The following is a 25,000-nucleotide window of genomic DNA, read 5'->3' on the forward strand; positions in this document are numbered from 1 at the left end:
CATTATAACTCAAAAATCAAAATAAATCAAATTTTTTAAAAACCTACTCGCTTTTTTCATTTCTTAATAACCCCCCTAACACAAGAGCCACTTTTTTATTGTGTTCTTGAGTGGTATGGATATAGATTTTAGTAGAAAGCAAAGAACTATGCCCTAACGCTCTTGAAGTTAAAACCAAATCCTGTGTTTCATCATAAATAAAAGTGGCAAAACTATGCCTAAAAAGATGCAAACCTAATCCATAAGATTTTACATCAATATTAGAGAGCTTAAAAATTTTAGCGATAAAACCCTTTAAAGAGCAAGTTTTTTGTGTGGTGTTATTTTTTGCTTTCTTAAACACAAAACGCCCCTTAAAGCTCCTTAATCGTTTAGTATCGCTTAGCCATGCATTCAAAGGAATTTGCAAAAACTCTTTTTCAATATAAGCGTATCTCTCTTTGTTGTTTTTTCCTTTGATTAAAAGGCGGTAGTGGTTATTTTCTAAAGCAATGTTTTTTAGCTCCAAATCTAAGGCTTCAAACTTCCTTAACCCCCCTAATGCAATAAGCAGTAAAATACACTGATTGCGTTTTTCAAAACTGGTTTTGGGATGGTATTTTAGAAGAGCTTGGACAAAAGCCTTAAAATCATTTTTATTCAAATGTTTAGGCAAATGCGTTTCTTTCTTGGCAAACGATAGATTTTTAAGTTCAAATTCAAAGCTATAGTTTCTTTTTCTGTCTAAATAATCAAAGAATTGTCTTAAAACCATCACATATTTAGCCATAGAGCTTGGCTTCCTGTTTTTGGCTAATCCAAATAAGAAGTCTATAACTTGTTCTTCTGCTAGATTGTGCAAGGACTTGAGCTTAATCCTATTATCAAAATATTCAAAGAACAAAAACAAGCCTTGCATCATAATCGTATGCCTAACGCCTTGATTATAAAGTTTGTGATTGAGCTCTTTCAATGCGATAAAACTTTGGCACTCTAAAACTCTATCTTGCCATTTTAAGATCAATTCCAAATCATTCACGCTTTGAATACGTATCATTGTTTTAAGCTTATAGTGCAAAAATGACTTAATGTCTAAAAAACTCTTTAATCTTATTAAAAGTATTTAAAAAGTTATTTTTTGTAAATTTTCCCATCGTGTTTAAAACGCCAACGAGATTTTTACTGGAGTAAACACTACTCCGCTATCCCTTAGAGTTTTCACTGCATCAGGGAATACTTTTCTTAAAATGCCAATTGCACCGTTAATATCGGCGTTTAGGGATTTGCCTATGCTAGATTTAAATAGCCCTCGTTTAACTCTTTTACCTAAATATTGCTCGTGGTGCTGCATGGGTTCGTTAGCCAAGTGGTCGCACTTGCTCGTAAATCTCTCTTCTGTTGTATGCAAAGTTATCCCAACCAAAGCACACTTGTAGGCTAGTTTTTCAATAAAGGATTCATAAGGGATATTAGTAAAGTTCTGATTGGTTCTCTTACCTAGCTTTAGCTCTTGTTTCCAGCCATCATTTTTACCGATGACAATTGTAGAAATGCCCTTTTTTAAGCAATGCCCCACCACATAGGCGCTCGCCTTGTGCATAAAATCATTGACTTTACACTCCCTCCATAGAGCTAATTTGCCTAAGCGTTTTGTCCAAAAGCGCTTATTTGAAGTCTTGGCTTTGGCTTGATAATGGGCTTTGAGTTTGTTAAACCACTGATTGACAGACTTCACCCCTCCGCCTTTGATAATAAAAGGACTACTTTGATTATCTATTGCAGTTACGAAGTTGTTCAAGCCTAGATCAATACCCATAATGCCAATGCCATGAGTTTGTGGGAGTTTGTGCGTGGTTTGCTCATAGACAACTTCCACGATAAAACAAGTGGTTTTAGGGATTAAGCGCACTTGCTTTAGCCTAGAAGTTTGAGGGTTTATTTTAGTGATAAGTCTTTTTAAATTAGCTTTTTTTGGGAATTTAATTTTTGTCATGCGTCCTTTCGTAAAGCTAGTTTGCTGGTTTGTTAAAACCCCTATAGATACGCCATCTTTTGGTTTGAATTTAGGGATTTTTGGACGCGCTAGAAAGCTAGAAGGCTTGAGTTTGTAAGCTTTAAGGGCTTTTAAATAGCTTTTCCAATTTTGAGATAAAAGCATTAATACCTGTTGCGCGCTTTGGGCAGGCAAAGCTTTGTAATCTCTTTGGCTTTCTTTGACAAAGCGATTGATTAAATCGTAGGCTGTAGGCAACTTAAAACCTGCAAAGTAATGCTCTCTTAAAATAAAATTAGCGTAGTTGTAAAGGTTTTTAGACAGATGGCAAAAGTCCTTAATGCGTTTAAAAATGGGGTGCGTGGGTCTAATAATATGGCGTTCAGTCAAGGTCATCTGTTTCCCCATTAAGAGATTTTAGCAAGGCTGGATTAACCTTACTCTCTAAAAGCAACTTTTTAGCAATGCGGCGCTTAGAATACATCTTCATAGAAAAAGAATGGATTGTTTGCATGATGTCCTCAAACAGTTCTTGCTCTAAACTGATTGATTCACACTGATTGATAATAACGATTTTAGTGCCATAATCGCTAAATAGCTTTTCTACTAACTCATAGCTCAATCTAGCTAATCGGTCTTTATAGGAAATATAAACCGCCTTAATTTTAAACGCCATTACCGCATTAAGAAGATCCATAAAACCCTTTCTGTCCAAAGACATGCCGCTTTTAATATCAGAATAGATACTATCTACAGATATTCCTTTAGCATTTATAAAAGAGATACAGTTTTCTATTTGATTTTGCAAGTCTTGTTTCTGCTTTTGAGTGCTTACCCTAGCATAAACTACATTCAGCCTACCATCTTCAATTCCTGCTAAAGAATAGACATCAGAATCGTTGTATATATAGTAACCATTGGGTTCTTGTTTAACTCGTATCTTCCCACTTTTAACATACTTCCAAAGAGTAACACGGGATATTTTTAAGATCTTTAAGACTTCTTTAGATTTCATTTAAGGATATTTTCCATGATTTCTTTCACTATTTTAGGGTGCAAGATTTCGCCAGAATGAAAAGGCAAAACCTGCCTGATTTTATCTTTCACATAAATTCTATGGCTGCCTTTTTGCCTAGAGAAAACAAATCCATTCTGCAATAATAGCTTCTCTGCTTCTTTAGCTGTGAGTCGTGGCAATTCAGGCAAAAGCTATCTCAATGGGTGCTATTACAGAATTTTTCTTAGAAAGAAAAGCTAACTCATCGGCTTCTAAATCTCCCAAATAAAGCTCTATGGCTTCTTTAATGTTTCTTAGGGCTTCTTCATAACTTTTCCCTTGTGATACACAGCCTTTTAGAAAGGGGACAAAAGCAAAATACCCATTCTCATCTTTTTCTATGACAGCGTTTATAAGCATGGCACTACCTTTGAGTGAATTTCTTATGATTATACACATAATATATTTTAAACAAAATTAAATTGAAAGTTTAATAATATTATCAAACAATTCCCTACTAACCCTACTCATTTTACAACCACTCATCTTTCTCCCTTAGTTATTTTTAATCAATAAAAATCATCTTGTAGGGTTAAGAATAAAGAATAAACCCCTAAACAAAAACAAGCAATCAATAATGAAATCAGATAAAAAGCAAGATTGAAAAAACATTTCCCTATCCCTGCACCGACCTACATTCCCACTCTTGAAAAGAGCAGTATTATCAGCGATGAAGAGCTTGACTTCCAGGTTCGGAATGGTTAACTGGGTAGTTCCTCTTCTCTAAAGGCACAAGGAAAAGGGAGCTAAAGATAAAATGCATTTACCCTTAACTCCCCTTTCTCTTTATAGGGAGCTGTTTTTTAACAAAGAAGATAGTTAATAGCCTTTCACTTTAAAAAGAATGGATGGTATCTCATTCCTCATTAAAGTTCAATCCTATAAAAGTCTTCATAAAACTCCAACTCTCTTACACTCAGTAAGGCAGTGGTAACTCATTCGCGCTCTATTGTCGTTATCTTATACAAAAAGCAAAAAACAAGCCAAACGCTCTATTAGTAGTAGTCAGCTAAACGCATTACTGCGCTCACACATCTACCCTATCAAGCACATAGTCTTTGTGCGAGCTTCAGGGAAAGTTTATCTTGGAGTTGGCTTCCTGCTTAGATGCTTTCAGCAGTTATCACATCCGTGTGTAGCTACCCAGCGATGCTCTTGGCAGAACAACTGGTGCACCAGTGACACGTCCATCCCGGTCCTCTCGTACTAGGGACAGCTCTCCTCAACTTTCCTACGCCCACGGCAGATAGGGACCGAACTGTCTCACGACGTTCTGAACCCAGCTCGCGTACCGCTTTAAATGGCGAACAGCCATACCCTTGGGACCTGCTCCAGCCCCAGGATGCGATGAGCCGACATCGAGGTGCCAAACCTCCCCGTCGATGTGAGCTCTTGGGGGAGATCAGCCTGTTATCCCCGGGGTACCTTTTATCCTTTGAGCGATGGCCCTTCCACACAGAACCACCGGATCACTATGACCGACTTTCGTCTCTGCTTGACTTGTATGTCTTACAGTCAGGCTGGCTTGTGCCATTACACTCAACTTGCGATTTCCAACCGCAATGAGCCAACCTTTGCAAGCCTCCGTTACTTTTTAGGAGGCGACCGCCCCAGTCAAACTACCCACCAAGCATTGTCCTGCCTGTGGATAACACAGGCCAGTTAGCTAACAGAAACATCAAGGGTGGTATCTCAAGGATGGCTCCATAAGAGCCAAAGCCCTTACTTCAAAGCCTCCCACCTATCCTGCGCATGATATTCCCATTAGCAGTGCTAAGTTGTAGTAAAGGTCCACGGGGTCTTTCCGTCTTGCCGCGGGTAGGAGGAATTTTCACCTCCACTACAATTTCACTGAATCTCTGGTTGAGACAGCTCCCATCTCGTTACGCCATTCATGCAGGTCGGTATTTAACCGACAAGGAATTTCGCTACCTTAGGACCGTTATAGTTACGGCCGCCGTTTACTCGGGCTTCAATTCAACGCTTCATCTTGCGACTGACGCATCCTCTTAACCTTCGAGCACCGGGCAGGCGTCACACCTTATACTTCCTCTTACGAGTTGGCAAAGTGCTGTGTTTTTGGTAAACAGTCGGGAGGGACTCTTTGCTGAGACCACATCGCTGTGGCACACCTTATCGCGAACTTACGGTGCTAGTTTGCAGAGTTCCTTAACCAGAGTTCTTTCACGCGCCTTAGAATACTCATCTCATCTACCTGTGTCGGTTTGCGGTACGGACGACTATGGATATGCTTAGAGGCTTTTCTTGGCACGACGGTATCAGCGATTCTCCCTTTGTCCTGAAAGGACTCAAAGAGCCTGTTTGGGTTTCAAATACAGAGGTGGATTTGCCTTCCCTCCAATCTACGCCCTTAGACTAGCGCTTCCATCAGCTAGCTCGCTTAACCCTATGCGTCCCCCCATCACGCTCCACAAGTCGGTATTGGAATATTAACCAATTTGCCATCACCTACCCCTTTCGGACTCGGCTTAGGACCCGACTAACCCTACGATGACGACCATCGCGTAGGAAACCTTAGATTTACGGCGGATACAATTCTCATATATCTTATCGTTACTCATTCCTGCATGCTCACTTCATACCGCTCCAGCACTCCTTACCGGTATACCTTCAACGCTGGTATGAACGCTCTTCTACCACTGTGTCAAACACAATCTACAAATTCGGTGTCTATCTTAGCCCCGTTATATTTTCAGCGCATGACCACTAGACCAGTGAGCTGTTACGCTTTCTTTAAAGGATGGCTGCTTCTAAGCCAACCTCCTGGTTGTTTGAGTAGCCACACATCTTTTTCCACTCAGAATAGAACTTAGGGACCTTATTTGGTAGTCTGGGTTGTTCCCCTTTTGACGATTGATTTTATCACCCACCGCCTGACTCCCAAGATACGATAAAAGGTATTCGAAGTTTGATAGGGTTTGGTACCGCGGCGAGCAGCCCTAGCCCAATCAGAGCTCTACCCCCTTTTATTATCACTTGAGGCTATACCTAAATATATTTCGAAGAGAACCAGCTATCACTAAGTTTGTTTGGCCTTTCACCCCTATCCACAGCTCATCCCAACCCGTTTCAATGGGTACGAGTTCAGTCCTCCACGCGCTATTACACGCGTTTCAACTTGGCCATGGATAGATCACTTAGCTTCGGGTCTGCAGCATCTGACTCAAGCGCCCTATTAAGACTCGCTTTCGCTACGGCTTCGCATTCGCTTAACCTTGCCAGATACCACAACTCGCAGGATCATTATGCAAAAGGCAGTCCATCACCCTGATAAATCATAGGGCTCTGAATGATTGTAAGCAGATGGTTTCAGGTTCTATTTCACTCCGCTCACTGCGGTTCTTTTCACCTTTCCCTCACGGTACTTGTTCGCTATCGCTCAAAGAGTAGTATTTAGGGTTGGAGAGTGGTCTCCCCGGCTTCAACCTGGATTTCTCGTGTCCTGGCCTACTCTGGATACTGCTACCTGAGAACGCCTTGTCGCATACAAGGCTATCACTTTCTATGGCTTACCTTTCCAGGTAACTCTGCTAAAGCGTTCTCTTGGATGTTGCAGTCCTCAACCCCGAATGCAAGCACTCGGTTTGCCCTTTTCCCCGTTCGCTCGCCACTACTTAGGGAATCTCGTTGATTTCTTTTCCTCTAGTTACTGAGATGTTTCACTTCACTAGGTTCGCTCTCTGTAATTAGAGTAACTAATATCTCTATTAGTTGGGTTGCCCCATTCGGACATCTACGCATCAAAGCTCCTTGACAGCTCCGCATAGCTTATCGCAGTCTAGTACGTCCTTCATCGCCTCTCTTTGGCAAGGCATCCGCCATCTGCTCTTAAAAGCTTGTTTTAAATTTTAAAATATCCTTTAAAACCCGCCCTTTTATAATGAATAACGACAATTGCACGAATATTCTTCAGCGCTACCACTGCCTTAATGAATATAAGACAGAGTTATTGTAGTTTTACTTTACTTTTACATAGGCTATTAACAATATTAAATCAAATAACTTCGTTTTTCTTCAAAAACCCGCTATAATCGCTCTTGAGCATTAAACCCTTAAAGAAGACTAACAATGCTTGATCCCTAATCTTTTTTAACGCTCAAGTTTTATCAGCTGGTGGGCTTTTATATTTTTATATTTAAAGCTTTTAGCTTTTACAACTTGCTTGAGTTTGAATTAAAGAACTTTTTAAAGCTTGTCTTTAAAAACGAAATGTAATTATAGACATGCAATGCTTAAAGTTTGCTTAAAGTTTTGAGAGTTTGGAAGAAAATTTAGAGTTTGAAAGGAATGGATAAGAGTTATTGGAAACAATTGGGGAACTAATTGGAATGGGGGGCTAAAAAATAGAGCTAAAATAAAGCTTTAAGATTAAACGCATCATTAAATTTAAACAAGAACGCATTTTTATTAAAAAATCAAAATTAAAAAAATCAAACACATCATTAAATCAAACACATCATTAAATCAAACACATCATTAAATCAGACGCACCATTAACCATTGATTAAATACCGCTAGAACACCCCCAAGTCATCTTTTTTTCAAAAAAGGGGCAGGAATGGCATTCTATCATTCTATCATTCTATCATTCTATCATTCTATCATTCTATCATTCTATCATTCTATCATTCTATCATTCTATCATTCTATCATTCTATCATTCTATCATTCTATCATTCTATCATTCTATCATTCTATCATTCTATCATTCTATCATTCTATCATTCTATCATTCTATCATTCTATCATTCTATCATTCTATCATTCTATCATTCTATCATTCTATCATTCTATCATTCTATCATTCTATCATTCTATCATTCTATCATTCTATCATTCTATCATTCTATCATTCTATCATTCTATCATTCAATCATTCAAGCAATCAAGCAATCAAGCAATCAAGCAATCAAGCAATCAAGCAACGCTACCATACTTTTATAACTTTTTATCCTTTTACAAAAACCTATTTAAAAATCCCCTACTTTTTATTATTCCCTCTTTTATTCCCCCTTGCATTCCCCTACGCAACATTTTTCAACCATTTGATTTCATAAGCCCCATTTTTCAATCATCAGTGGGGCTTACAGAGTTAAATTCAATACAAGGAGAAGATGATGGCAAAAGTAGACGTGGAGTTAAAAAAACTCTATCAAATTTTAGTGGATGCTGAATATTTTTACCAAGTTCCCGATTACCAACGCCCTTATGTGTGGGATAAGGATCATTTAGGGGCTTTGATTGATGATTTAGTGGGCAGCTATACCAACAACAGAGAAGATGATTATTTTTGCGGCTCTATTGTGATCGCTGAAAATCCAAAAGATAAAAGATGGGATGTTGTGGACGGCCAACAGAGGCTAACAAGTTTTATTATCTTGGCTTGCACGATTTTAAGGCTTTATAAACACAGGTTAGGGCAAAAATCTAAAGATTTTATTGAAGGGAGTATTTATGATAAATACGATAAAGAAAAAGAGCGTCTGAAGTTTTTAACCGCTCAAAATTACAATAGCATTTTTGAAAACACGGTGTTAAACGATTTAGAGTTTGAAGACAACATTAAAAAGAGCGAGTGGAATAAGAAGTTTGATGAAAACACTTATTTGCGTAACGCTTATTATTTTAGAGAGCTATTGAATGAGAGCATGGAAAATGGTTCAATAAGCGATATGGATGATTTTGTCGAGTGGTTTTATGAACACATTGCTTTGACTAGGATCATTTGTTTTGAGCAAGACAGCGCGATGCAAATCTTTCAAGTGTTAAACGACAGAGGCCAACCCTTAAGCCCTATTGATATTTTAAAATCCAGTTTGATGCAAGAAATCAAGCAAGATAGTGAAAAGCGTAAGGATTTTATAACCACTTGGGACAAATTGGTTGAAGCTTGCAAGAGCATTGAAGGCATAGATATTGTTTTGGAAGACTTTTTTAACATGTATTTAGAATACGCTGATCCTAGTTCTTCTAAAAAGAGAGCCGATAAGGGATTAAAAAAGGTGTTCAAAGACAGCAAAAAAGACGCTTGCGAGTTCATTTATGATGTGAGCGCTTTTATGAAATCTTATACCGATTTGTTAAAAAAACCAGATCGATACATTTACTTATTAAGATACCTTCCCTCCAGATTTTGGGCCAGTATCTTAACGACAGCCCTTTATGTCAAATACCCTGATTTTGAGCTTTGAAAAAGCTTTTGGTGTCTTATTATTATCAAACTTGGATTGCAGGAGGCACGATCATGCGCATCAAGCAAACGAGTGTCAACATTATCAAAAATGTTAAAAGCAATAAAGGCATTGAAACCATTCAAGAGCTTATACTGGACAACATAGAATCTTATAACACCTTTAACCAATACCACTATAACTTATGGGAGAGTTCTTCTGTTTATCCTAGCAAATGGTTACGCCCTGTCTTAGCCCTAGCTAATTATTTTATGACAGACGAAGAGAAACCCCATTTTATCGCTATGGATGCCGAAACCCAAGTGGAGCATATTTTACCCCAAACGCCCAAAAGAGGCAGTCAATGGAACGCGGATTTTGATAAAGAAAAAAGAGAAAAATGGGTGAATCATATCGCAAATTTAACCCTTTTAAAGCGTAAAAAGAACGCAAAAGCTTTAAATGGGGATTTTGATGAAAAAAGAAAAATTTATGGTGGCAAAGACCCAAGCAAAGTGATTAGCTGCTATGACATCACTAAAGAATTGTATAGCGACTATAGGAAGTGGGACGAGAAGTCTCTCCAAAAGCGATACGACTTTTTGTATGAAATTATCACGCCTATTTTACACATAGAAGGGCAAGAAGAGAAATATGAAGATGATTTTGATCTAGAATGATTGAAAATTACCCATAAGGGCTAGAAAACAACAAAGGGATAATCAATGCCTAAAAAAGAAGCATTAAAGATAGCAAAGAAAAGGATTTTTAAAAACTTCTTAGAAGAAGCCAAACAACACCACCCCATTATTTTCTATACAGATAATGATTGTGATGGCATGTTGGCTGGCAGCGTTTTAATGTCTATGTGTTACAGATTGGGTATTAAAGATTTCTTTTTCTTTAGCCCTTTAAGGAATGCGCATGGTTATGGTTTCACTGATTTAGCCCTAAACGATTTATTGTCTCAACCTTGTATCTTTAACCCTAAAACCAATCAATTAGTCCGCCTAGATTACATTAAAAACCAATTTCAAAAAAACCCCCTATTGTTTAGCACTGACTTGGGGCGGATTTGGCCGCTAACACCAAATTGCAAGAAATCTTATTAGAGCGTTTTGAACAATGCATCATCACAGACCACCATAAGAGTTTTGAAGTTGATTGGATTGATAAAAATAAAATCGCCTACATTAACCTGAATGATGAAAAAGACGCTAACTATTATAGCGGGGCTTTCACAAGCGCTTTAGTGTTTAGTCAAATCTTTCAAACGCAAACCACTCCTTTAGAAGAAGAATTGATCGCTATCACGCTTTTAAGCGATCGCATTGATTTGGATAATGGGGATAATTTGGATATGGTTTTGAATTTAGCACAACCTAAACATGACCGCATTGAATGCTTTTTCAAAGATAAAGACCTTTCTTTAGCCCAAGACGATTTAGATGAAATTTCTAACTTATACGGCTTTAATTGCATCAATTGCATCAACGCTTTAAGCCGTTTGAGTGGGGCTAGAGAGTTTAAGGGTTGTTATGATAGCTATTTGCACTATCTGGTTTTAAAGCATTTCAACCCCATAAGCGATCCGCGCTTAAGCGTCTTTAACGTTAAGGAATTCAAAAGATACAACGACATTAAAAAGAAAATGGTGAAAGAAAGCGAAGAAAACGCTCAAATTTTTTCTTGTAACAAAATATTAGTGGCTATTTTAGATGAAAGCTGTTCTATTAAAGTGGGTGTCAGCGGTTTAGTGGCTAATAACTTTTTAAAAAAATACCCTTTCAATCATTCCCTTTGTATCTATAAAGATAATAAAGATGGGTATAGCGGTAGCGCTAGGGGTGGTGGGACTTTTTTAAGCCAGATTAAAACCATTCCCTTAATACAAGCTGGCGGGCATGAGGAAGCTTTTGGGTTGAGCTTTGTAAAAGAGGATTTTAAAAAAGTAATCAAAAGCTTACAAGCCTTATAAAGTCAAATAACGCTAAGGCTGAATGTTAAAAAAGAGGACTTGACATGTTGTTGGATTATGATTTTTTATTGTTATTGAATGATGAGAGTGGGAAGCCAACCAGATACTACTATTTGTTACAAGATTTTGAAAAGGATTTTGTGGCTAGTGAAGTGGCTCAAAATAGAGCGAGGCAATTCGTTAAGGAAATCATTGGGAGAGAGAAAGTCTCTAAAACTAAAAACAGCGCCATTAAAGTTTCTAACACAAAAGCTTCTGCTATTGGGAGCGAAACGATTGGAAGTTGTGATCTTAAAAAGGTGTGTGAGAAAATCAAAAGCGGACTACTTTTTGGGATCATCTCAGCCTTTAAACCCTTTAAAGACGCTTTTTACAGAGATTTCAATCATAATGAGCAAAAATTACTGATAGGGGCAGCTAAAAGCGGTTGCATTCAATCTGACGCTGATAAATTGGCTCAGTTAAAAACGCGCTTACTCTATTGGCAGGACAAATCTGTTAAAGTGGATTGGGATAAACCCATTTGGATTAAGGACTTCTTTAAAGGCAATAATTACCTTTATAGGAGGTTGTGTTTTTTATTGGGGAAGCATTTTATGGACAGATTTTTAAAGAATAACGCTAAGGCGAGCGTGAAAGACTTTATATCCAGTAAGGAATTTGTCAATAAATACCGATACACCCCCAAGCAAAATACAGAAAGAGCGAAAAAGCTGCAATCGTATTTAGAGAGTAAGCGTGATTTTATAGGGTTTGTTCAAACGCTTAACTCTTTAAAAGACAGCCCGCAAGATCCTTTTTTACCCAATGAAGAAACGAGCTTTTTGGTGTTCGCTAATGAGCCTACTATCATATTTAATTTAAGGGACTATTTATTGGTGTTAGCGCAAATATTTAACCAACAAGCGATCTGTTATTGTGAGAGCAAATACCCTATAGATAGAATTGATCAACGCTTCACCGGGTAAGGACTTTAACAAAACACAAGACAGATTCTCAGACATCAAATTTTCAACACCCAATCAATTAGAACAATCTCTCAACGCTCTTAAAAACAAGCTAGCCGCATTCTTTTCAAAACACCCTGATAAAAACAATGGTATAGAGTTTAATGAAATCGTTAAAACTCAAATAAAAGCGTTTTATCTGCCACAATCTAGCGATGGTTTTGATGATTTTCGCAAGCATCTTGAAGATAGCGTTAAAAGTTTTATCAGAGCGAAAAAAAATCGTTATGGTTTTCCTAGAATCTTTGATGTTGCAGACATAGAACAAGAAGAGAGGGAAGTCATTGAATGGCGAGAAAAAGAGAGAGCGTCAAAACAAAGCTATAAACAAAACCTTCAAATCAACAAAATCGCTAACGATTTAAAGCGTGATAAGATAGTGGATAAAAGAACGATTTTAAGCGTGATAGACGCTGATGCAGAGCGTGGTTTTATCCCGCCTAAAGATTTGTTAAAACAATTAGAAACGATTAGCGCTTCTCTTTCTAAAGACATCGTAATAGCGATAAAGCAAGTAGAAAAATTAGAGCTTAACTATGCGTTAATAGACAATATCCAGCATAACACGCTTGATGACACGCTTGATTTTACCTTTATTGTTGGGGATTCTTTGAGCGTTCAGTCGCTTTATGTTACCTTTAATCTTGTGATTGACATGGATAGACCCATGAGCGAGCAGTTTCTCAACCATATTGGGGAATTGGAGAGTTTTAAATCTAGAGAGCAAGCGTTAGAGTGGGTGCGATTATCGCAAGCTAAACTGATCATTGAAACGCCTAGAGAAGCACTAAAAAATGCGGAATTATCGCAAATTGAAGAAATATTGACCGATGCCATTTTTAATGGCGCTTACCGCCTTCAAAACGATCTTAAGAAAGGGCGATAGACATGAAAATTTTAAGCAAAATTCACCCCACAACAAGGAGGAACAAGCCATGCCAAAAAGATAAAAAACATTGAAAAACATTGGACAGACAATTATAGCGGAATTTAAAACAAATTTTTTATCAAGAAGTATTTTATGGGTTTTCAAAACGAAAATAAATTAAAAGTAAGGGCGTCAGTCAAAGCCACAATCAATAACAAAGTGGTGGAGGCTAAAGTCATTAGCGTTGGGTTCAATCGTGTAACCTTAAGGAGCGAAAAAGGCAACGAAGCCTCTTATGTTTTCAATAGCGACAAGTTCTTAAAGTGGTTCAATAAAGTTCCATTGACCGAGCATATGAGACTTCACGCTGAAAATGAAAAAAGCGGAGAGGATTTGCTAAAAGACGTTAAAGTGGTAACTAGCGGACCGAGTGTTAAGGACAGGACTACTACTCCTAAAGAGCCTAAAGAAAAAGAGGACAGGTTTAAGTTGATGTTTGATTTCGGTGATGTTAAGACTAACTTTATGGCAATTGCGGAGGGCTCTGTATTGTCAGAGCGTAAAGGTAGGTTAGGACAACTTATGACACCTTTAGTGTATCGTGGTAATGGTTTTCACGCTTCTTTAGTGATTATGTGGGCGTTATCGTTTGCTTCTCAATTAAAGCACCATAACGACCACGAGTGGGCTAAAATGCTTGAAAATCGCAATGTTGATGAGTGTTGGCTTGAAACTTTTGACCATATGGACAATACCGATTTAAGGTTATTCTGTGATATTCTAGGGGCTTACGCTCAAGGACAAGAGGAAATTTTAAATCTTACTAAACTATGGGCGGTAATGTTACCTAAAAATCAAAAAGAGGCGTATTTTGTAGCACAACTCTTATGCGATGGCGGTATCAATAAGTATGGCTTAAGCTGTGCGGGTCTTACCGAAAATTTGCTAAAAGACATTGAATTAAATCTCGGTTTAGCGACTAGAGATGAGATTGATGAGATTTTAGCTGATGAAAACGAGAGCGAGGCTGAAAACACCACCTTTAAAGAGGGGGAATAAACTCCCCCCCTGTGGGGTGGCTCTCCTTTTTTAATCTCTCTTTTATTCTTTTATTTTTCTTTTTTCATTCTCTCTCTAACCTGTCCATTTAACTTGGAACGGCTTTGATCTTAAAACCCTCTCTTGCGCGTTATTTCGCATCCAAAAGGCGTTTTTCTTTAAAGTCCTGGTATTCTTTGATCGCATAATTCACAAAGGGCTTGATCGCAATCCCCCCTCTAGAAACAAAATCCCCATACACTTCCAAATACTTTGGCTCTAGCAATTGGACTAAATCTAATAAAATCGTATTGATACAGCTCTCATGAAAACTCCCATGGTTTCTGTAACTGAACAAGTAGAGTTTTAGAGACTTGCTTTCTACCATTTTATCTTTAGGGATGTAGCGGATAAAAATCACGCCAAAATCCGGCTGGGAAGTGATCGGACAAAGGCTTGTAAATTCCTTGCATTCTAGGGTGATTAGGGGGTCTAAATTGGGGTTTGGGTTAGGGAAAGCCTCTAGTAAATCGCTGTTGTATTCAAAAATATAGGGCGTTTTAGCGCCTAAGGATTTGAGGTTTGATTCAGGGGTCATTAATCTTCCTTGATTTGAGTTATAATAAGGTTATTTTAACCCATTTTTTAGGAAACTCATGAACCAACGCATAGAAATGATTACGGCTTTATTAGATGAAAAAAAGGCTTTTGATATTACGCACATTGATTTATCCAAAACCCCCTATTTGGTAGAAGATGTCATTATCGCCACCACGCTAGCGAATAAGCATGCCCTTTCTTTATTAGATGTGCTTAAAAACACCCTTAAGCCGTTAGGCGAAGTCTTTTACCAAATAGATGAGTCTAATGAAGAGTGGATCATTTTGGATTTAGGGGATTTGATGATCCATCTTTTCACCGAAGAATGCCGTAAAAAATTTGATTTAGAAGGGTTTTTGAACGCTTATAAAAGAGGGCTTCCTTATCAAAACGCCTAAGAAACTCATCGCGCTTTTAGGGCCTAGCGGGAGCGGCAAAAGCTCTCTTTCCATTGAATTAGCCCAAGAATTAGATGCTGAAATCTTTTCTTTGGATTCTTTGAGTATTTATAAAGACATTAATATCGCTTCGGCTAAACCGAGTTTAAAAGAGCGAAAAAATATCAAACATTACGCCCTAGACTACCTTAACATTGATGAAAAAAATAACGCCCCCCTTTTTAAAACCCTTTTAGAGGACGCCATTAAAGTATCCCAAAAAGAAATTTTACTCATTGTGGGAGGGAGCAGTTTTTACCTCAAATCCATTTTAGAAGGTTTGAGTAGCATGCCAAAACTGAGCGATGAAGAGGTTGTAAAAATAGAGCGAGAAATCAGCGCCCTAGCTGACCCTTATATATTTTTAAAATCCATTGACCCTAACATGGCTTTTAAAATCCATCCAAACGACACTTACCGCATCCATAAGGCTTTAGAAATCTTTTATGCCACCCACACGCCCCCAAGCGAGTATTTCAAGGCTAACCCTAAAAAACCCTTTGAGCATGCCATCTCCTTATTCGCTCTGTCTATTGAAAAAACCGCACTCCATAACAACATCAAACAGCGCACCAAGAACATGCTTGATTGCGGCCTTATTGAAGAAATCAAAGCCCTCTATACCCAATACCCTAAAGATTCGCAGCCTTTTAAAGCCATAGGCGTTAAAGAGAGCGTTCTTTATTTAGAAAAACGACTCACTTTAAAGGAGCTAGAAGAAGCGATTGTTTCTAACACCATGAAATTAGCCAAGCGCCAAAACACTTTCAATAAAACCCAATTCAATAACCTTTATATGGGGGGCGTTGAAGAAGTTAGGCATGCGATTTTAAAACACTCAAAAAGCGATACAAGGGAGCGATAAATGGATACGCAAAACTTACCCGATCAAATTATCCCTATTTTTATGAGTTTTGATAAAAATTACGTGCTAGGGGCAGGCGTGAGCCTTTATTCGTTACTCTCCCATGCGAGCAGGCACACGAGCACGATAGATTTTAGCCCTCTCAATCAAAACAACAAACTTTTAGGCGCTAACATCGTGTATAAAATCCATTGTTTGGTTAAAGGGGTAACTTTAGAGCAGCAAAACAAGCTTTTAAAAACCATTGAGCCTTTTAAAAAATTCGCTTCATTAGAGTTTATCAATATCAATTCGCTCGATCATTCCATAGAAAGCTATCTCAATGAGTCTTGCTCCAAGCGTTATGGCGGGCTTCTTGTTTTGTGCCGGCTCTTGCTCGCTTCATTATTCCCTAATTATTCTAAAATCATTTCCATAGATGTGGATACGGTGTTTTTAGGCGATGTTGCAAGCGCTTATTTTGCGCTGGATAACGAACCCACTAAATTGCTTGGCATGGTGAGAGACACTTTTTCCCACCTTCCTTTTGAAGCTTTTTGTCGTTTTATTGAGCGAACATGCAAGAATTTTAAAATTGATCTTTCGCGCTTTAGCCAAAACGAATTAAAACGCATCCATCAAGGCTTTAACATGGGCTTTTTGGTGGCGAATTTGGATTTGTGGCGCGAAAATGGGTTTGAAAAAATCGCTTTGGAGTTTTTGAAAAATAGAGGGAAAGACCTTTTTTACCCTGAGCAGTGTTTAATCAATATGGTGTTTTGGAAACGCGTTTTAGAATTGCCTATTTATTATAATTGCTATTCTGATTCTTTCAAAGAGCACTACCCTAAAAACATCGTCATGCTCCATTTCATCAAATACAAGCCCTGGCGTTCTGTGAGTTCTTTAAACGGGCGTTTGATTTGCTATGAAGCTGAAGCGAGTTTTTGGCTCGCCAACCTTTTTTGCACCCCTTTTAAAAACGATTTTTTTAAAGAACGCCTTGAAATGGCTAAAGACCAACAAATGCAATCTTTTAAAACCCACATAAGATCAAAAACGATTAGGGATTATTTTTATTTTAGGATAAAAAATATTTTGAAGTCCTTTTGTAAGACTAAACATTAAGAATACACCTTTAGTAATCTTTTTTATGTCTAATTAAAACTCTAAAATAGGGGCATTTACCATTCACGGACAAATCCTTGCCATCATTTCCTTTCCTAAAACCAATAATCTCAAACTGCTCAGGATTAAACTTGTGTAAAAAAGTTATAGGTACTCCCATAGAACCCCTATAGTCCAAAGGTATATCTGTGGTTCTATTCACATTAATTCCATCAAAATTATCATACAACTCATACTTATTTTTATTGTATTTTTTTGTGAGTGGCAATATCTCATGCCTTTTTTTATAATCCAAATTTGTGAGCCATAAGCAATTATTAGGAGAGATTAAGCGATTACCTAAGCTATCAATTTTAGTTTCTGTGCCATAAAGTTCATAATGTCTTGGAACAATAAAACTTGAAATTCCTCGACCAAGATGCATGCCTAACCATACTTTATTATTTTTAATTAGATTAAAAATATTTTTGTATGTAATTGCATTGATGTTTCCAATAATCAAAAACTTCTTGCTGTGTTCGATCAATTGCGTTACAAACTCTCTAAAAAGCGAAAAAGGTGGATTAGTTACTACAATATCTGCTTCTTTTAGCAATTGAATGCTCTCCTTACTGCGAAAATCACCATCTCCTTTGAAAAAATTCAACTCATTAATGGTTGTTTGCCAATCCTTTTTCCCTTCATATTCGCAATAAAATCCTTTTGAGTTTTGGTTGCTAGTGCTAAATATTTTTGATTCCACATAACAAGCAGAAATCAATTTTTTAAGCCCTAGTTCTTGAAAATGAACAAAAAAGTATTTAAAAAAATTACTTACCCTTGCGTCATCACAATTGCAAAAAACAACCTTATTCTTAAAATGTTGTTTATAGTATTGTAACTCGTTTTCTATATCTACCAATTGTGTATAAAATTCATCGCTTTTTAGTTTCTTAGCTTTTTGCAATATTTGATTAGTCGCTTTTCTTGACATTGTTTTTACCAATAATTTGATTAAAAAGTGAACTACCTAAGACTTTAAGAGAAGTTCTAGCTACTTCAAGCATGATTTCAAACATTTTATTTAAATTCCATTTTTGTCCATCTCCTTGTGTATAAATAGAAATAGCCTGCAACATAATGATTCTATCTCTATATTGAACGAACTTGTTTTGACATAAATTTTGATTGATGGGCATTCCGTAATTAGCTGCCGTTAATTTATCCAATCTATTAAGAACTCCAGAATTATACTCAAGAGTTACTACCCTCCCATCAGGTCTTTTTACTGATATGGTTTGAGTTAAAAAATTAGAACCTTCTAAAAATAAAATGTAAGGGAAATGTAATTCTTTGAGCATAAAATTAGCCATTTCAGCAATATTTTTATACGCTCTTTCTATGGCATTCCCAGCTTGCATTAAATCTTGATTGCTATATTTACCCACTAATATTCCTTTTTGAATATTTTCTATATCTTTTCCCTGATATTTAGCTTCTGTTATTAATATAACTCTCCAATTCCCATCATCATCTTTAACCTCAATGATACCTCCATCAGGTTTTATTTTAGAACTTTAAATAAACAAGGTTCTTCCAAGTTCATCATCAAGTCCTTGCAGTACAGAATTAATTTCTTCCTTGGTTATGCTTGCTCTGTGTCTAAATGACAAGCTCTTAAATTCATCTTCAAGTTTTTGCATAACAAGTTTAGAGATACTGCTCACACCCATATCGTGCAATCTAGCCTCGTCAGTAAAAATATTCGCAACACCTAAAGACTCTTTATGTTGTTTACTCAATCTTTGAGATTGATTGTTCTTAGCCATTTTCTACCTTAAAATCTTCACTTCTTCTTCTAAATGGATGCCGTATTCTTGTAACACTCTGGTTTTGGCGAGTTCTATCAAATCCAGGGCTTCTTCAAATCCTGCGCCCCCCAAATTCACCAAAAAATTCGCATGCTCTTTAGCAAATCCCACTCTTTTTAGACAATAACCCCTTAAGCCCACGCCCTCTAAAAGCCTGCCCGCATGATCGTTAGGCGGGTTTTTGAAACAGCTCCCAAAATTAGGCAATTTGGGGTGGCTTTTGCGCATGCTTTGACACGCTTTTAAAACTTCTTGTCTAAAGCCATGCGTTTTTTTAAACCTCGCCCTTAAGACAACGCCATTGAATTTGCTATTGCGATAACTCAACCCCAAAGCTTCACTCCCTAGCCATTCATCATTAATACAAGCGCTTTCTAAAACATTTTTGATTTCAAATTCTTTCATGCCGGCATTCATTTTAACTAACGCCCCTAAAGTGCCAGGCAATTGCCCTAAAAACTCCAAACCCCCTAAATCATGTGCCCTAAAATAATTAAAAATTTTAGACGAGTTGGCCGCCCCCCCTATTTCAACGCATCCGCCATGATCGCAAATATAATCGTAGTTTTTGCCTAAAAGGGCGAGATTTTTCGCGCTAGGAGCGATTAAAAGGTTGTTCGCTAAACCGATGATCTGGTGTTCTTGAGAAATTTCATCATCGTTTTCTAAAACGCTCACTTTTAAAGGCGCACCGATTTTCACGCTGCTATAACGAGAAAAATCAATGATAGTTTCTAGCATTTTTAGCCTATGATTTTAGGAATGAGCTTGATTAAGGTTTTAGTGTAATCTAAAAGCATGTTAGTCATCCACGGCATGGTTAAAATCAGCACCCCAATCACGGCTAAAATCTTAGGCACAAAAGACAAGGTCATTTCATTGATTTGAGTGGTCGCTTGAAAAATACTGACTAATAGCCCCACCACTAAGCCCGCTAGCAATACCGGTAAAGAAATCATCAAAGTGATTTTATAAGTCTCAATGGCGAGTTTCATGAGTTGTGATTCCATAACATTCCTTTTATCTTAAGATTTCTTCTAATTGCTGAAAGCTTTGTTCAAAAGGCTGCAAAGCGTTTTCATCTTGCGCTAAAAATTGCTCCATTAAAGCCTTTTTCTTAATCGCTTCATCAAGCTCTTTATCATTCCCCATTTGATAAGAGCCGATGCGAATGAGCATTTCGTTTTCTTTCAATAACGCATACAAACGGCGGAATTTTCTCGCGCAAAGGTTTTGAGACTCGCTGATGATGTCTTTAGCCACCCTTGATGCGGAGTTTAAAATATTAATAGGCGGGTAGATCCCATAATCGGTCAATTCCCTACTCAAAACAATATGCCCGTCTAAAATACTCCTGGCCTGATCGGCTATGGGATCGCTCAAATCATCGCCCTCTACTAGCACGCTAAAAAAAGCCGTGATGCTCCCCTTATTTTCTTCCTTGCCCGCTCTCTCCATTAATTGAGGCAATAAAGAAAGCGCGGATGGGGGGTAGCCTTTGGAAGTGGGCGGTTCGCCTAAGGCCAAACCGATTTCTCTTTGAGCCATAGCGAAACGAGTCACTGAATCCATGATAAACAACACATCTAGCCCTTGGTTTTTAAAATACTCCGCCACGCTCATCGCGCAAAAGGCCCCGTATTTCCGCATCAAAGGGCTATCATCGCTCGTGGCGACCACCAACACGCAAGAGCTTAAATCCCCTTTTAAGTTTTTCTCTATAAATTCAGGGATTTCTCTGCCCCTTTCCCCAATCAAAGCGATCACTTTAATGGACGCTAAGCAACCCCTAGTGATCATGCCCATTAGCGTGGATTTACCCACCCCAGAGCCGGCAAAAATGCCCAGTTTTTGCCCCTTACCGCAAGTCAAAAGCCCATCAATGCTCTTCACCCCCACGCTAAAAACCTCATCAATCAAACCTCTTTTTAAAGGGGCTATAGGCGTTGTGATCACAGGCGCTAATCGTTCATAATCTAGCGCCCCCTTATTGTCAATGACTTGCCCTAAAGGGTTAAGCACCCTCCCTAAAAGATTACGGCCCACAGGGAAATTCAACCCCTCTTTTAAAAACAGCACCTTATCGCCAGCCCTAGCCCCCTCTATAAAGTTAAAGGGCGTGAAACCAAACTGCTCTTTTTCTGCCACCACCACCATCCCCACGCATTCGCTGCCATCGCTTTTTTCAATCTTCACCACATCGCCCACAGACGGGTTAAAACCATCCGCATAAACGATATTGGGCATGATTTTTTTCACGCTCCCATAGCGAGGCGATAGATCAAAATGCTGATTCAAGCGGTTTTTTAAGGATTTTAGGGGCATTTAAAGCTCTTTAGTCCATAAGACTTCAGCGATCTGGCGCTCATCATTGATTCTATTCACATGCACGATCACATCAATCGCGCTCTTAAAATATGCGCGCATCAAATCCTTATCCAAAGAATGCGTATAACGCATGCTCAAATTCAATGAAAGGGCTTCTAAAGTGTTTTGAGCACTATTAGCATGAATGGTTGAGAGCATGCCCTTATGCCCGGTGTTTCCTAAACGCAAAAAGAGCGCCGCATTCCTGGTGTCAATCTCGCCCACAATGAGCCTGTCCGGGTTTAAGCGCATGGCCATATTGAGAGCGTCTTCATAATTAAAGCGCGTGTTCTCTTGCTTGCCCACTAAAAGCCCCACGCAATTGCTGAACGCCTTTAAATCCAGTTCTTGGCTGTCTTCAACGCTCACCACCCTTTCATCTTTATTGACGCAATCTAAAAGAGCGTTTAATAAGCTTGTTTTACCGCTTGAAGTCTCCCCACTAATGAGAATGTTATGCCCTTTTAGGGCTAAATTTTTCAAACTTTCTGGATTGCTTGCTTTGAAAGTGAAATCGTCTAAACTTAAGGGCTTAAGCCTAGGCACACGGATATTGAGCGTGATTTGATTGTTCGCAGTGATGCTAAAATGATTCGCGCTCACCCTATAGCGCGTGAAAGGGATAGAGCAATTTAAAGTGGGGTGCTCTTCATCAAAAAACAACCCCCTAAAACTGGCCAATTGCTCGCAAAATCTGAGTAAAAACGCCTTATTAAAAAGCGCATGCCCTCTTTTTTCTCGTGTGTTATTGACTTTATAAAGCCAAAGCTCTTGCTCGGTATTGATGATAAGCTCTGTGATCCCGCTTTCTAAAAATGGGGTGAAATGGCCGATTAGGGCTTGTAAAACTCTATGAGTTTGTAAAGTTTCCAAAAGCCCTATCCTTTTATCATCGCTCTTTCAAAACCTCTTCGCAGCGCTTGCAAGGGGTGTTTTCTAACTCGCTTTTAAAACGCCAACACCTGGGGCATTTATAAAAGGGGGCTTTAAAGAGCGTGAATGCTGGCGTCTCGCTCAATTTTTCTTTTGCAACCCCCACAAAGCTCACCATCAGCAATTCTTCTATCAAATTTTCACGCAACGCTTTTTCTTCCACCTCAATAGCGCATTCTAACGAATTTTTAACCACGCCTTCTTTTTTCAATCGGTCTAACTCTTCATTAAAGGCAGAGCGCAAGGCCAAAACGGCTTCAAAATTTTCTGGTTTTTTAAACTCTTTAAGGTGGAGTTTTTCTAAAACGCTAATGCCTTTTAAATCAAACACATCTTTGGCTTGTAAAAACGCGCGCAACACTTGGCTATGCTCTAAAACTTCTTCAATCGTGTGCGTTAAAATCGGGGCTAAAAAGTAGCACAATTGACTAGCCACAGCGAGTAAGACCATTTGAATGGCTTGGCGTTTTTCATTATTTTTGCTATCGCAATACAAGCTATCCTTACAAGCGTCTAAATAAATCCCGCTCAATTCATTGGTAACAAACGCCATTAAAATATTCAAGCCCTTCACCAAATCATGCTCTTCAAACGCGCTATTGACTCCAGCGCTTATCGTTTCTAAAGCCTCTAATATAAAATGATCTAAAGGACTAAAGTCATGGGGGCGTTCTAAATTCTTGAGATCCATATCGCTAAAATTAGCGAGTAAGAATTTAAGGGTGTTACGGAATTTTTTATAATGCTGTTCTGTTTGAATGAAAAAGGTTTGAGAGACTCTCAAATCGTTTTGATAGTCATTAAACGCCACCCACAAGCGCACCACATCGCTCCCATGCTTTTTGAGTAAATTATCCAAAGACACCACATTGCCCTTAGATTTACTCATTTTTTCGCCCTTTTCATCGACGATAAAGCCATGCGTAATGACCTTTTTAAAAGGGGCTTGATTATTTAAAACACAACCGATTAAAAGCGAGCTTTGAAACCACCCCCTATGCTGATCGCTCCCTTCTAAAACCACATCGCTAGGGCTTTGCCCTTTTTCCCCATGATAGTCTTCTAAAACCGCCTTAAAGGTGCTACCGCTATCAAACCACACGTCTAAAATGTGCATGACTTTTTCGTAATGCTTGGCGTTATCTTGATAGCTATGGGGCAATAAATCTTTTATGTTATATTCCCACCACACATCGCAACCTTTCTCTTCAAAAAGATTCGCCACATGCTCTAAAACTTCGCTCTCAAAACAAGGCTTATTCGTGCGTTTGTCTATGAAAAAGGCCAGTGGCACGCCCCATTTTCTTTGCCGGCTCAAGCACCAATCAGGGCGGTTTTCTATCATGGTTTTTAGGCGGTTTTTCCCGCTACTTGGCACAAATTCCACCTTTTCAATCGCATTCAAAGCCACTTCTCTTAAGGTTTTTTGAGAGCCATCATTTTGCATGAAAGGCTCATCCATTAAAATAAACCATTGCGTGGTCGCTCTGTAAATCACAGGCTTGTGCGTCCTCCAGCAATGCGGGTAGGAATGCTCAATCTCTCGCTCTAACAATAAAGAATCGCCCAATTGCTCTATAATGCGTTTTTGAGCCTTAAAAATGTGTTCGCCCAAATAGCTTTCATCTAATAATCGGTTATGGATAATGCCCTCATCATAGCAACCCTTTTCATCTACAGACATTAACACTTCTAAATGGTATTTTAAGCCCAGATAGTAGTCCTCTTCACCATGCCCGGGCGCGGTATGCACGGCTCCTGTGCCATCTTCTAAACTCACATGATCCCCTAAAACCACCAGCGAATCCCTTTGATTGAGCGGGTTTGTAGCCACTAAATATTCTAAATCATTGGAATTAAATTCATGCGTGATCGCATTATCCACCACCCCTAAAGCGGCTAATTTTTCATGCAAGGCTTTAGCGACTAAATAGCCTTTTTGGGTGAGTGCATAAACAGCGTCTTTTTTCAAAGCGATCGCCACATTCGCATACAAAGTCCAAGGCGTGGTCGTCCAAATCACCAAGCTCGCTTTTTTGACTTTTAATTTTTCTAAACCCTCCTTTTTCAAATCAAACGCCACGAAAATGGAGGGTGATTTTTTCATCTTGTATTCCACTTCAGCTTCCGCTAAAGCGCTCTCGCATGCATAACTCCAATAAATAGGCTTGTGGCGCTCTTTCAAAAGCCCTTTTTTAGCCACTCCCACTAAAGCCCTATAAATGCTCGCTTCAAATTTAAAATCCATGGTTTTATAAGGATCTTCAAAATCCCCCAAAACGCCTAATTGCAAAAACTCATTCTTTTGGATTTCTAAAAATTTCTTCGCATGATCTCGGCACTTTTCTCTAAACAGCGTGGGGTTTTCTAGGCTCGTTTTTTCTTTTTCCAATTGTTCTAAAATTTGCTGCTCAATGGGTAAGCCATGGCAATCCCAACCGGGCGTGTAATAGATTTTCTTCCCCTTAAAATATTCCCTTTTAACGACAATGTCTTTTAAAATCTTATTTAAGGCATGCCCTAAATGCAAATGCCCGTTCGCATAAGGCGGCCCGTCATGCAAAGTGAAATTCCCATGGTTATCTTTCCTATTTTGCATGCGTTTGAACGCTTGTTGTTCTTGCCATTTGGCGTAAGTTTTAGGCTCATTGACGCTCAAATTCCCTTTCATAGAAAAGGTGGTTTCGTTTAAGTTTAAGGTGTCTTTGTATTCTTTCATTATATTATCCT

General features: G+C 38.5%; 17 protein-coding genes, 2 rRNA genes and 4 pseudogenes. 8 read left to right on the forward strand and 15 right to left on the reverse strand.

Annotated elements, in window-relative coordinates; genetic code table 11:
* Window positions 1-43 precede the first annotated feature (43 nt).
* From CS889_RS05225 to CS889_RS05255, 7 genes are all read right to left on the reverse strand, one after another.
* On the reverse strand, window positions 44-1,102 hold the full coding sequence (locus CS889_RS05225) for a tyrosine-type recombinase/integrase (protein ID WP_089087050.1): 1,059 nt from the start codon (window positions 1,100-1,102) through the stop codon (window positions 44-46).
* A 36-nt stretch (window positions 1,103-1,138) separates the two neighbouring features.
* Window positions 1,139-2,368, reverse strand: a complete 1,230-nt coding sequence (locus CS889_RS05230) for an RNA-guided endonuclease InsQ/TnpB family protein (protein ID WP_024117745.1) — start codon at window positions 2,366-2,368, stop codon at window positions 1,139-1,141.
* Window positions 2,355-2,987: an IS607 family transposase gene (locus CS889_RS05235; RefSeq protein ID WP_089086659.1), complete on the reverse strand. Its 633-nt coding sequence runs from the start codon at window positions 2,985-2,987 to the stop codon at window positions 2,355-2,357. The genes CS889_RS05230 and CS889_RS05235 overlap by 14 nt, the downstream gene beginning before the upstream one ends.
* The gene (locus tag CS889_RS05240) at window positions 2,984-3,178 is read right to left on the reverse strand and encodes a type II toxin-antitoxin system HicA family toxin (protein WP_001114660.1); all 195 of its coding nucleotides are present in this window, start codon (window positions 3,176-3,178) and stop codon (window positions 2,984-2,986) included. Before CS889_RS05240 ends, CS889_RS05235 begins: the two co-directional genes overlap by 4 nt.
* Window positions 3,171-3,389 (reverse strand): type II toxin-antitoxin system HicB family antitoxin, encoded by a 219-nt coding sequence (locus CS889_RS05245; RefSeq protein WP_000906664.1) that lies wholly within the window; start codon window positions 3,387-3,389, stop codon window positions 3,171-3,173. Before CS889_RS05245 ends, CS889_RS05240 begins: the two co-directional genes overlap by 8 nt.
* Before the next feature lie 259 nt (window positions 3,390-3,648).
* Window positions 3,649-3,766 (reverse strand): 5S ribosomal RNA (rrf, locus tag CS889_RS05250).
* 237 nt (window positions 3,767-4,003) lie between these two features.
* Window positions 4,004-6,892, reverse strand: a 23S ribosomal RNA gene (locus CS889_RS05255).
* A gap of 716 nt (window positions 6,893-7,608) precedes the next feature.
* On the opposite strand from CS889_RS05255, the gene CS889_RS05260 reads away from it, so the two are divergent.
* From CS889_RS05260 to CS889_RS05280, 5 genes and pseudogenes are all read left to right on the forward strand, one after another.
* On the forward strand, window positions 7,609-8,223 hold the full coding sequence (locus CS889_RS05260) for a hypothetical protein (RefSeq protein WP_099169093.1): 615 nt from the start codon (window positions 7,609-7,611) through the stop codon (window positions 8,221-8,223).
* A pseudogene (locus tag CS889_RS05265) lies at window positions 8,168-9,900 on the forward strand (DUF262 domain-containing protein). Before CS889_RS05260 ends, CS889_RS05265 begins: the two are co-directional and overlap by 56 nt.
* A gap of 45 nt (window positions 9,901-9,945) precedes the next feature.
* Window positions 9,946-11,198: pseudogene (locus tag CS889_RS05270) on the forward strand (DHH family phosphoesterase).
* Window positions 11,199-11,242: 44 nt separating this feature from the next.
* A pseudogene (locus CS889_RS08660) lies at window positions 11,243-13,155 on the forward strand (hypothetical protein).
* 71 nt (window positions 13,156-13,226) lie between these two features.
* Window positions 13,227-14,132: a hypothetical protein gene (locus tag CS889_RS05280; RefSeq protein WP_089087053.1), complete on the forward strand. Its 906-nt coding sequence runs from the start codon at window positions 13,227-13,229 to the stop codon at window positions 14,130-14,132.
* A 130-nt stretch (window positions 14,133-14,262) separates the two neighbouring features.
* Here CS889_RS05280 and queF read toward each other — a convergent pair whose 3' ends face one another.
* Window positions 14,263-14,709: a preQ(1) synthase gene (gene queF / locus CS889_RS05285; protein WP_000187329.1), complete on the reverse strand. Its 447-nt coding sequence runs from the start codon at window positions 14,707-14,709 to the stop codon at window positions 14,263-14,265.
* Between the two features lie 58 nt (window positions 14,710-14,767).
* Here queF and rsfS point away from each other — a divergent pair, with 58 nt between their 5' ends.
* From rsfS to CS889_RS05300, 3 genes are read left to right on the forward strand one after another with little or no spacing between them, the layout of a single operon-like run.
* Window positions 14,768-15,109 carry a ribosome silencing factor gene (rsfS, locus tag CS889_RS05290; RefSeq protein WP_001076144.1) on the forward strand — a complete coding sequence of 114 codons (342 nt, stop codon included), beginning with the start codon at window positions 14,768-14,770 and terminating at the stop codon, window positions 15,107-15,109.
* Window positions 15,110-15,116: 7 nt separating this feature from the next.
* Window positions 15,117-16,013: a tRNA (adenosine(37)-N6)-dimethylallyltransferase MiaA gene (gene miaA / locus CS889_RS05295; protein ID WP_089087054.1), complete on the forward strand. Its 897-nt coding sequence runs from the start codon at window positions 15,117-15,119 to the stop codon at window positions 16,011-16,013.
* On the forward strand, window positions 16,014-17,120 hold the full coding sequence (locus tag CS889_RS05300) for a glycosyltransferase family 8 protein (protein WP_089087055.1): 1,107 nt from the start codon (window positions 16,014-16,016) through the stop codon (window positions 17,118-17,120). It begins immediately after the preceding gene.
* A 10-nt stretch (window positions 17,121-17,130) separates the two neighbouring features.
* Here CS889_RS05300 and CS889_RS05305 read toward each other — a convergent pair whose 3' ends face one another.
* The 7 genes and pseudogenes from CS889_RS05305 to ileS all read right to left on the reverse strand — a co-directional run bounded on the left by CS889_RS05305 (window position 17,131) and on the right by ileS (window position 24,989).
* Window positions 17,131-18,093, reverse strand: a complete 963-nt coding sequence (locus CS889_RS05305; RefSeq protein WP_000087152.1) for an adenine-specific methyltransferase EcoRI family protein — start codon at window positions 18,091-18,093, stop codon at window positions 17,131-17,133.
* Window positions 18,074-18,928: pseudogene (locus CS889_RS05310) on the reverse strand (EcoRI family type II restriction endonuclease). The gene CS889_RS05305 and the pseudogene CS889_RS05310 overlap by 20 nt, the downstream one beginning before the upstream one ends.
* Before the next feature lie 3 nt (window positions 18,929-18,931).
* A complete protein-coding gene (locus CS889_RS05315; RefSeq protein WP_089087056.1) occupies window positions 18,932-19,711 on the reverse strand; it encodes a UDP-N-acetylmuramate dehydrogenase in 780 nt (259 codons plus the stop codon).
* A 2-nt stretch (window positions 19,712-19,713) separates the two neighbouring features.
* The gene (gene fliQ / locus CS889_RS05320) at window positions 19,714-19,980 is read right to left on the reverse strand and encodes a flagellar biosynthesis protein FliQ (RefSeq protein ID WP_000445741.1); all 267 of its coding nucleotides are present in this window, start codon (window positions 19,978-19,980) and stop codon (window positions 19,714-19,716) included.
* Window positions 19,981-19,990: 10 nt separating this feature from the next.
* Complete coding sequence (fliI, locus tag CS889_RS05325; protein WP_089087057.1) at window positions 19,991-21,295, reverse strand: flagellar protein export ATPase FliI; 1,305 nt, start codon at window positions 21,293-21,295, stop codon at window positions 19,991-19,993.
* On the reverse strand, window positions 21,296-22,210 hold the full coding sequence (locus CS889_RS05330) for a CpaF/VirB11 family protein (protein WP_089087058.1): 915 nt from the start codon (window positions 22,208-22,210) through the stop codon (window positions 21,296-21,298).
* 16 nt (window positions 22,211-22,226) lie between these two features.
* Complete coding sequence (gene ileS, locus CS889_RS05335; RefSeq protein WP_089087059.1) at window positions 22,227-24,989, reverse strand: isoleucine--tRNA ligase; 2,763 nt, start codon at window positions 24,987-24,989, stop codon at window positions 22,227-22,229.
* Window positions 24,990-25,000: the final 11 nt, after the last annotated feature.

Origin of the sequence: Helicobacter pylori, from assembly GCF_900120335.1 — a bacterium.
In the GTDB taxonomy this organism is placed as follows: Bacteria; Campylobacterota; Campylobacteria; order Campylobacterales; family Helicobacteraceae; genus Helicobacter; species Helicobacter pylori_BU.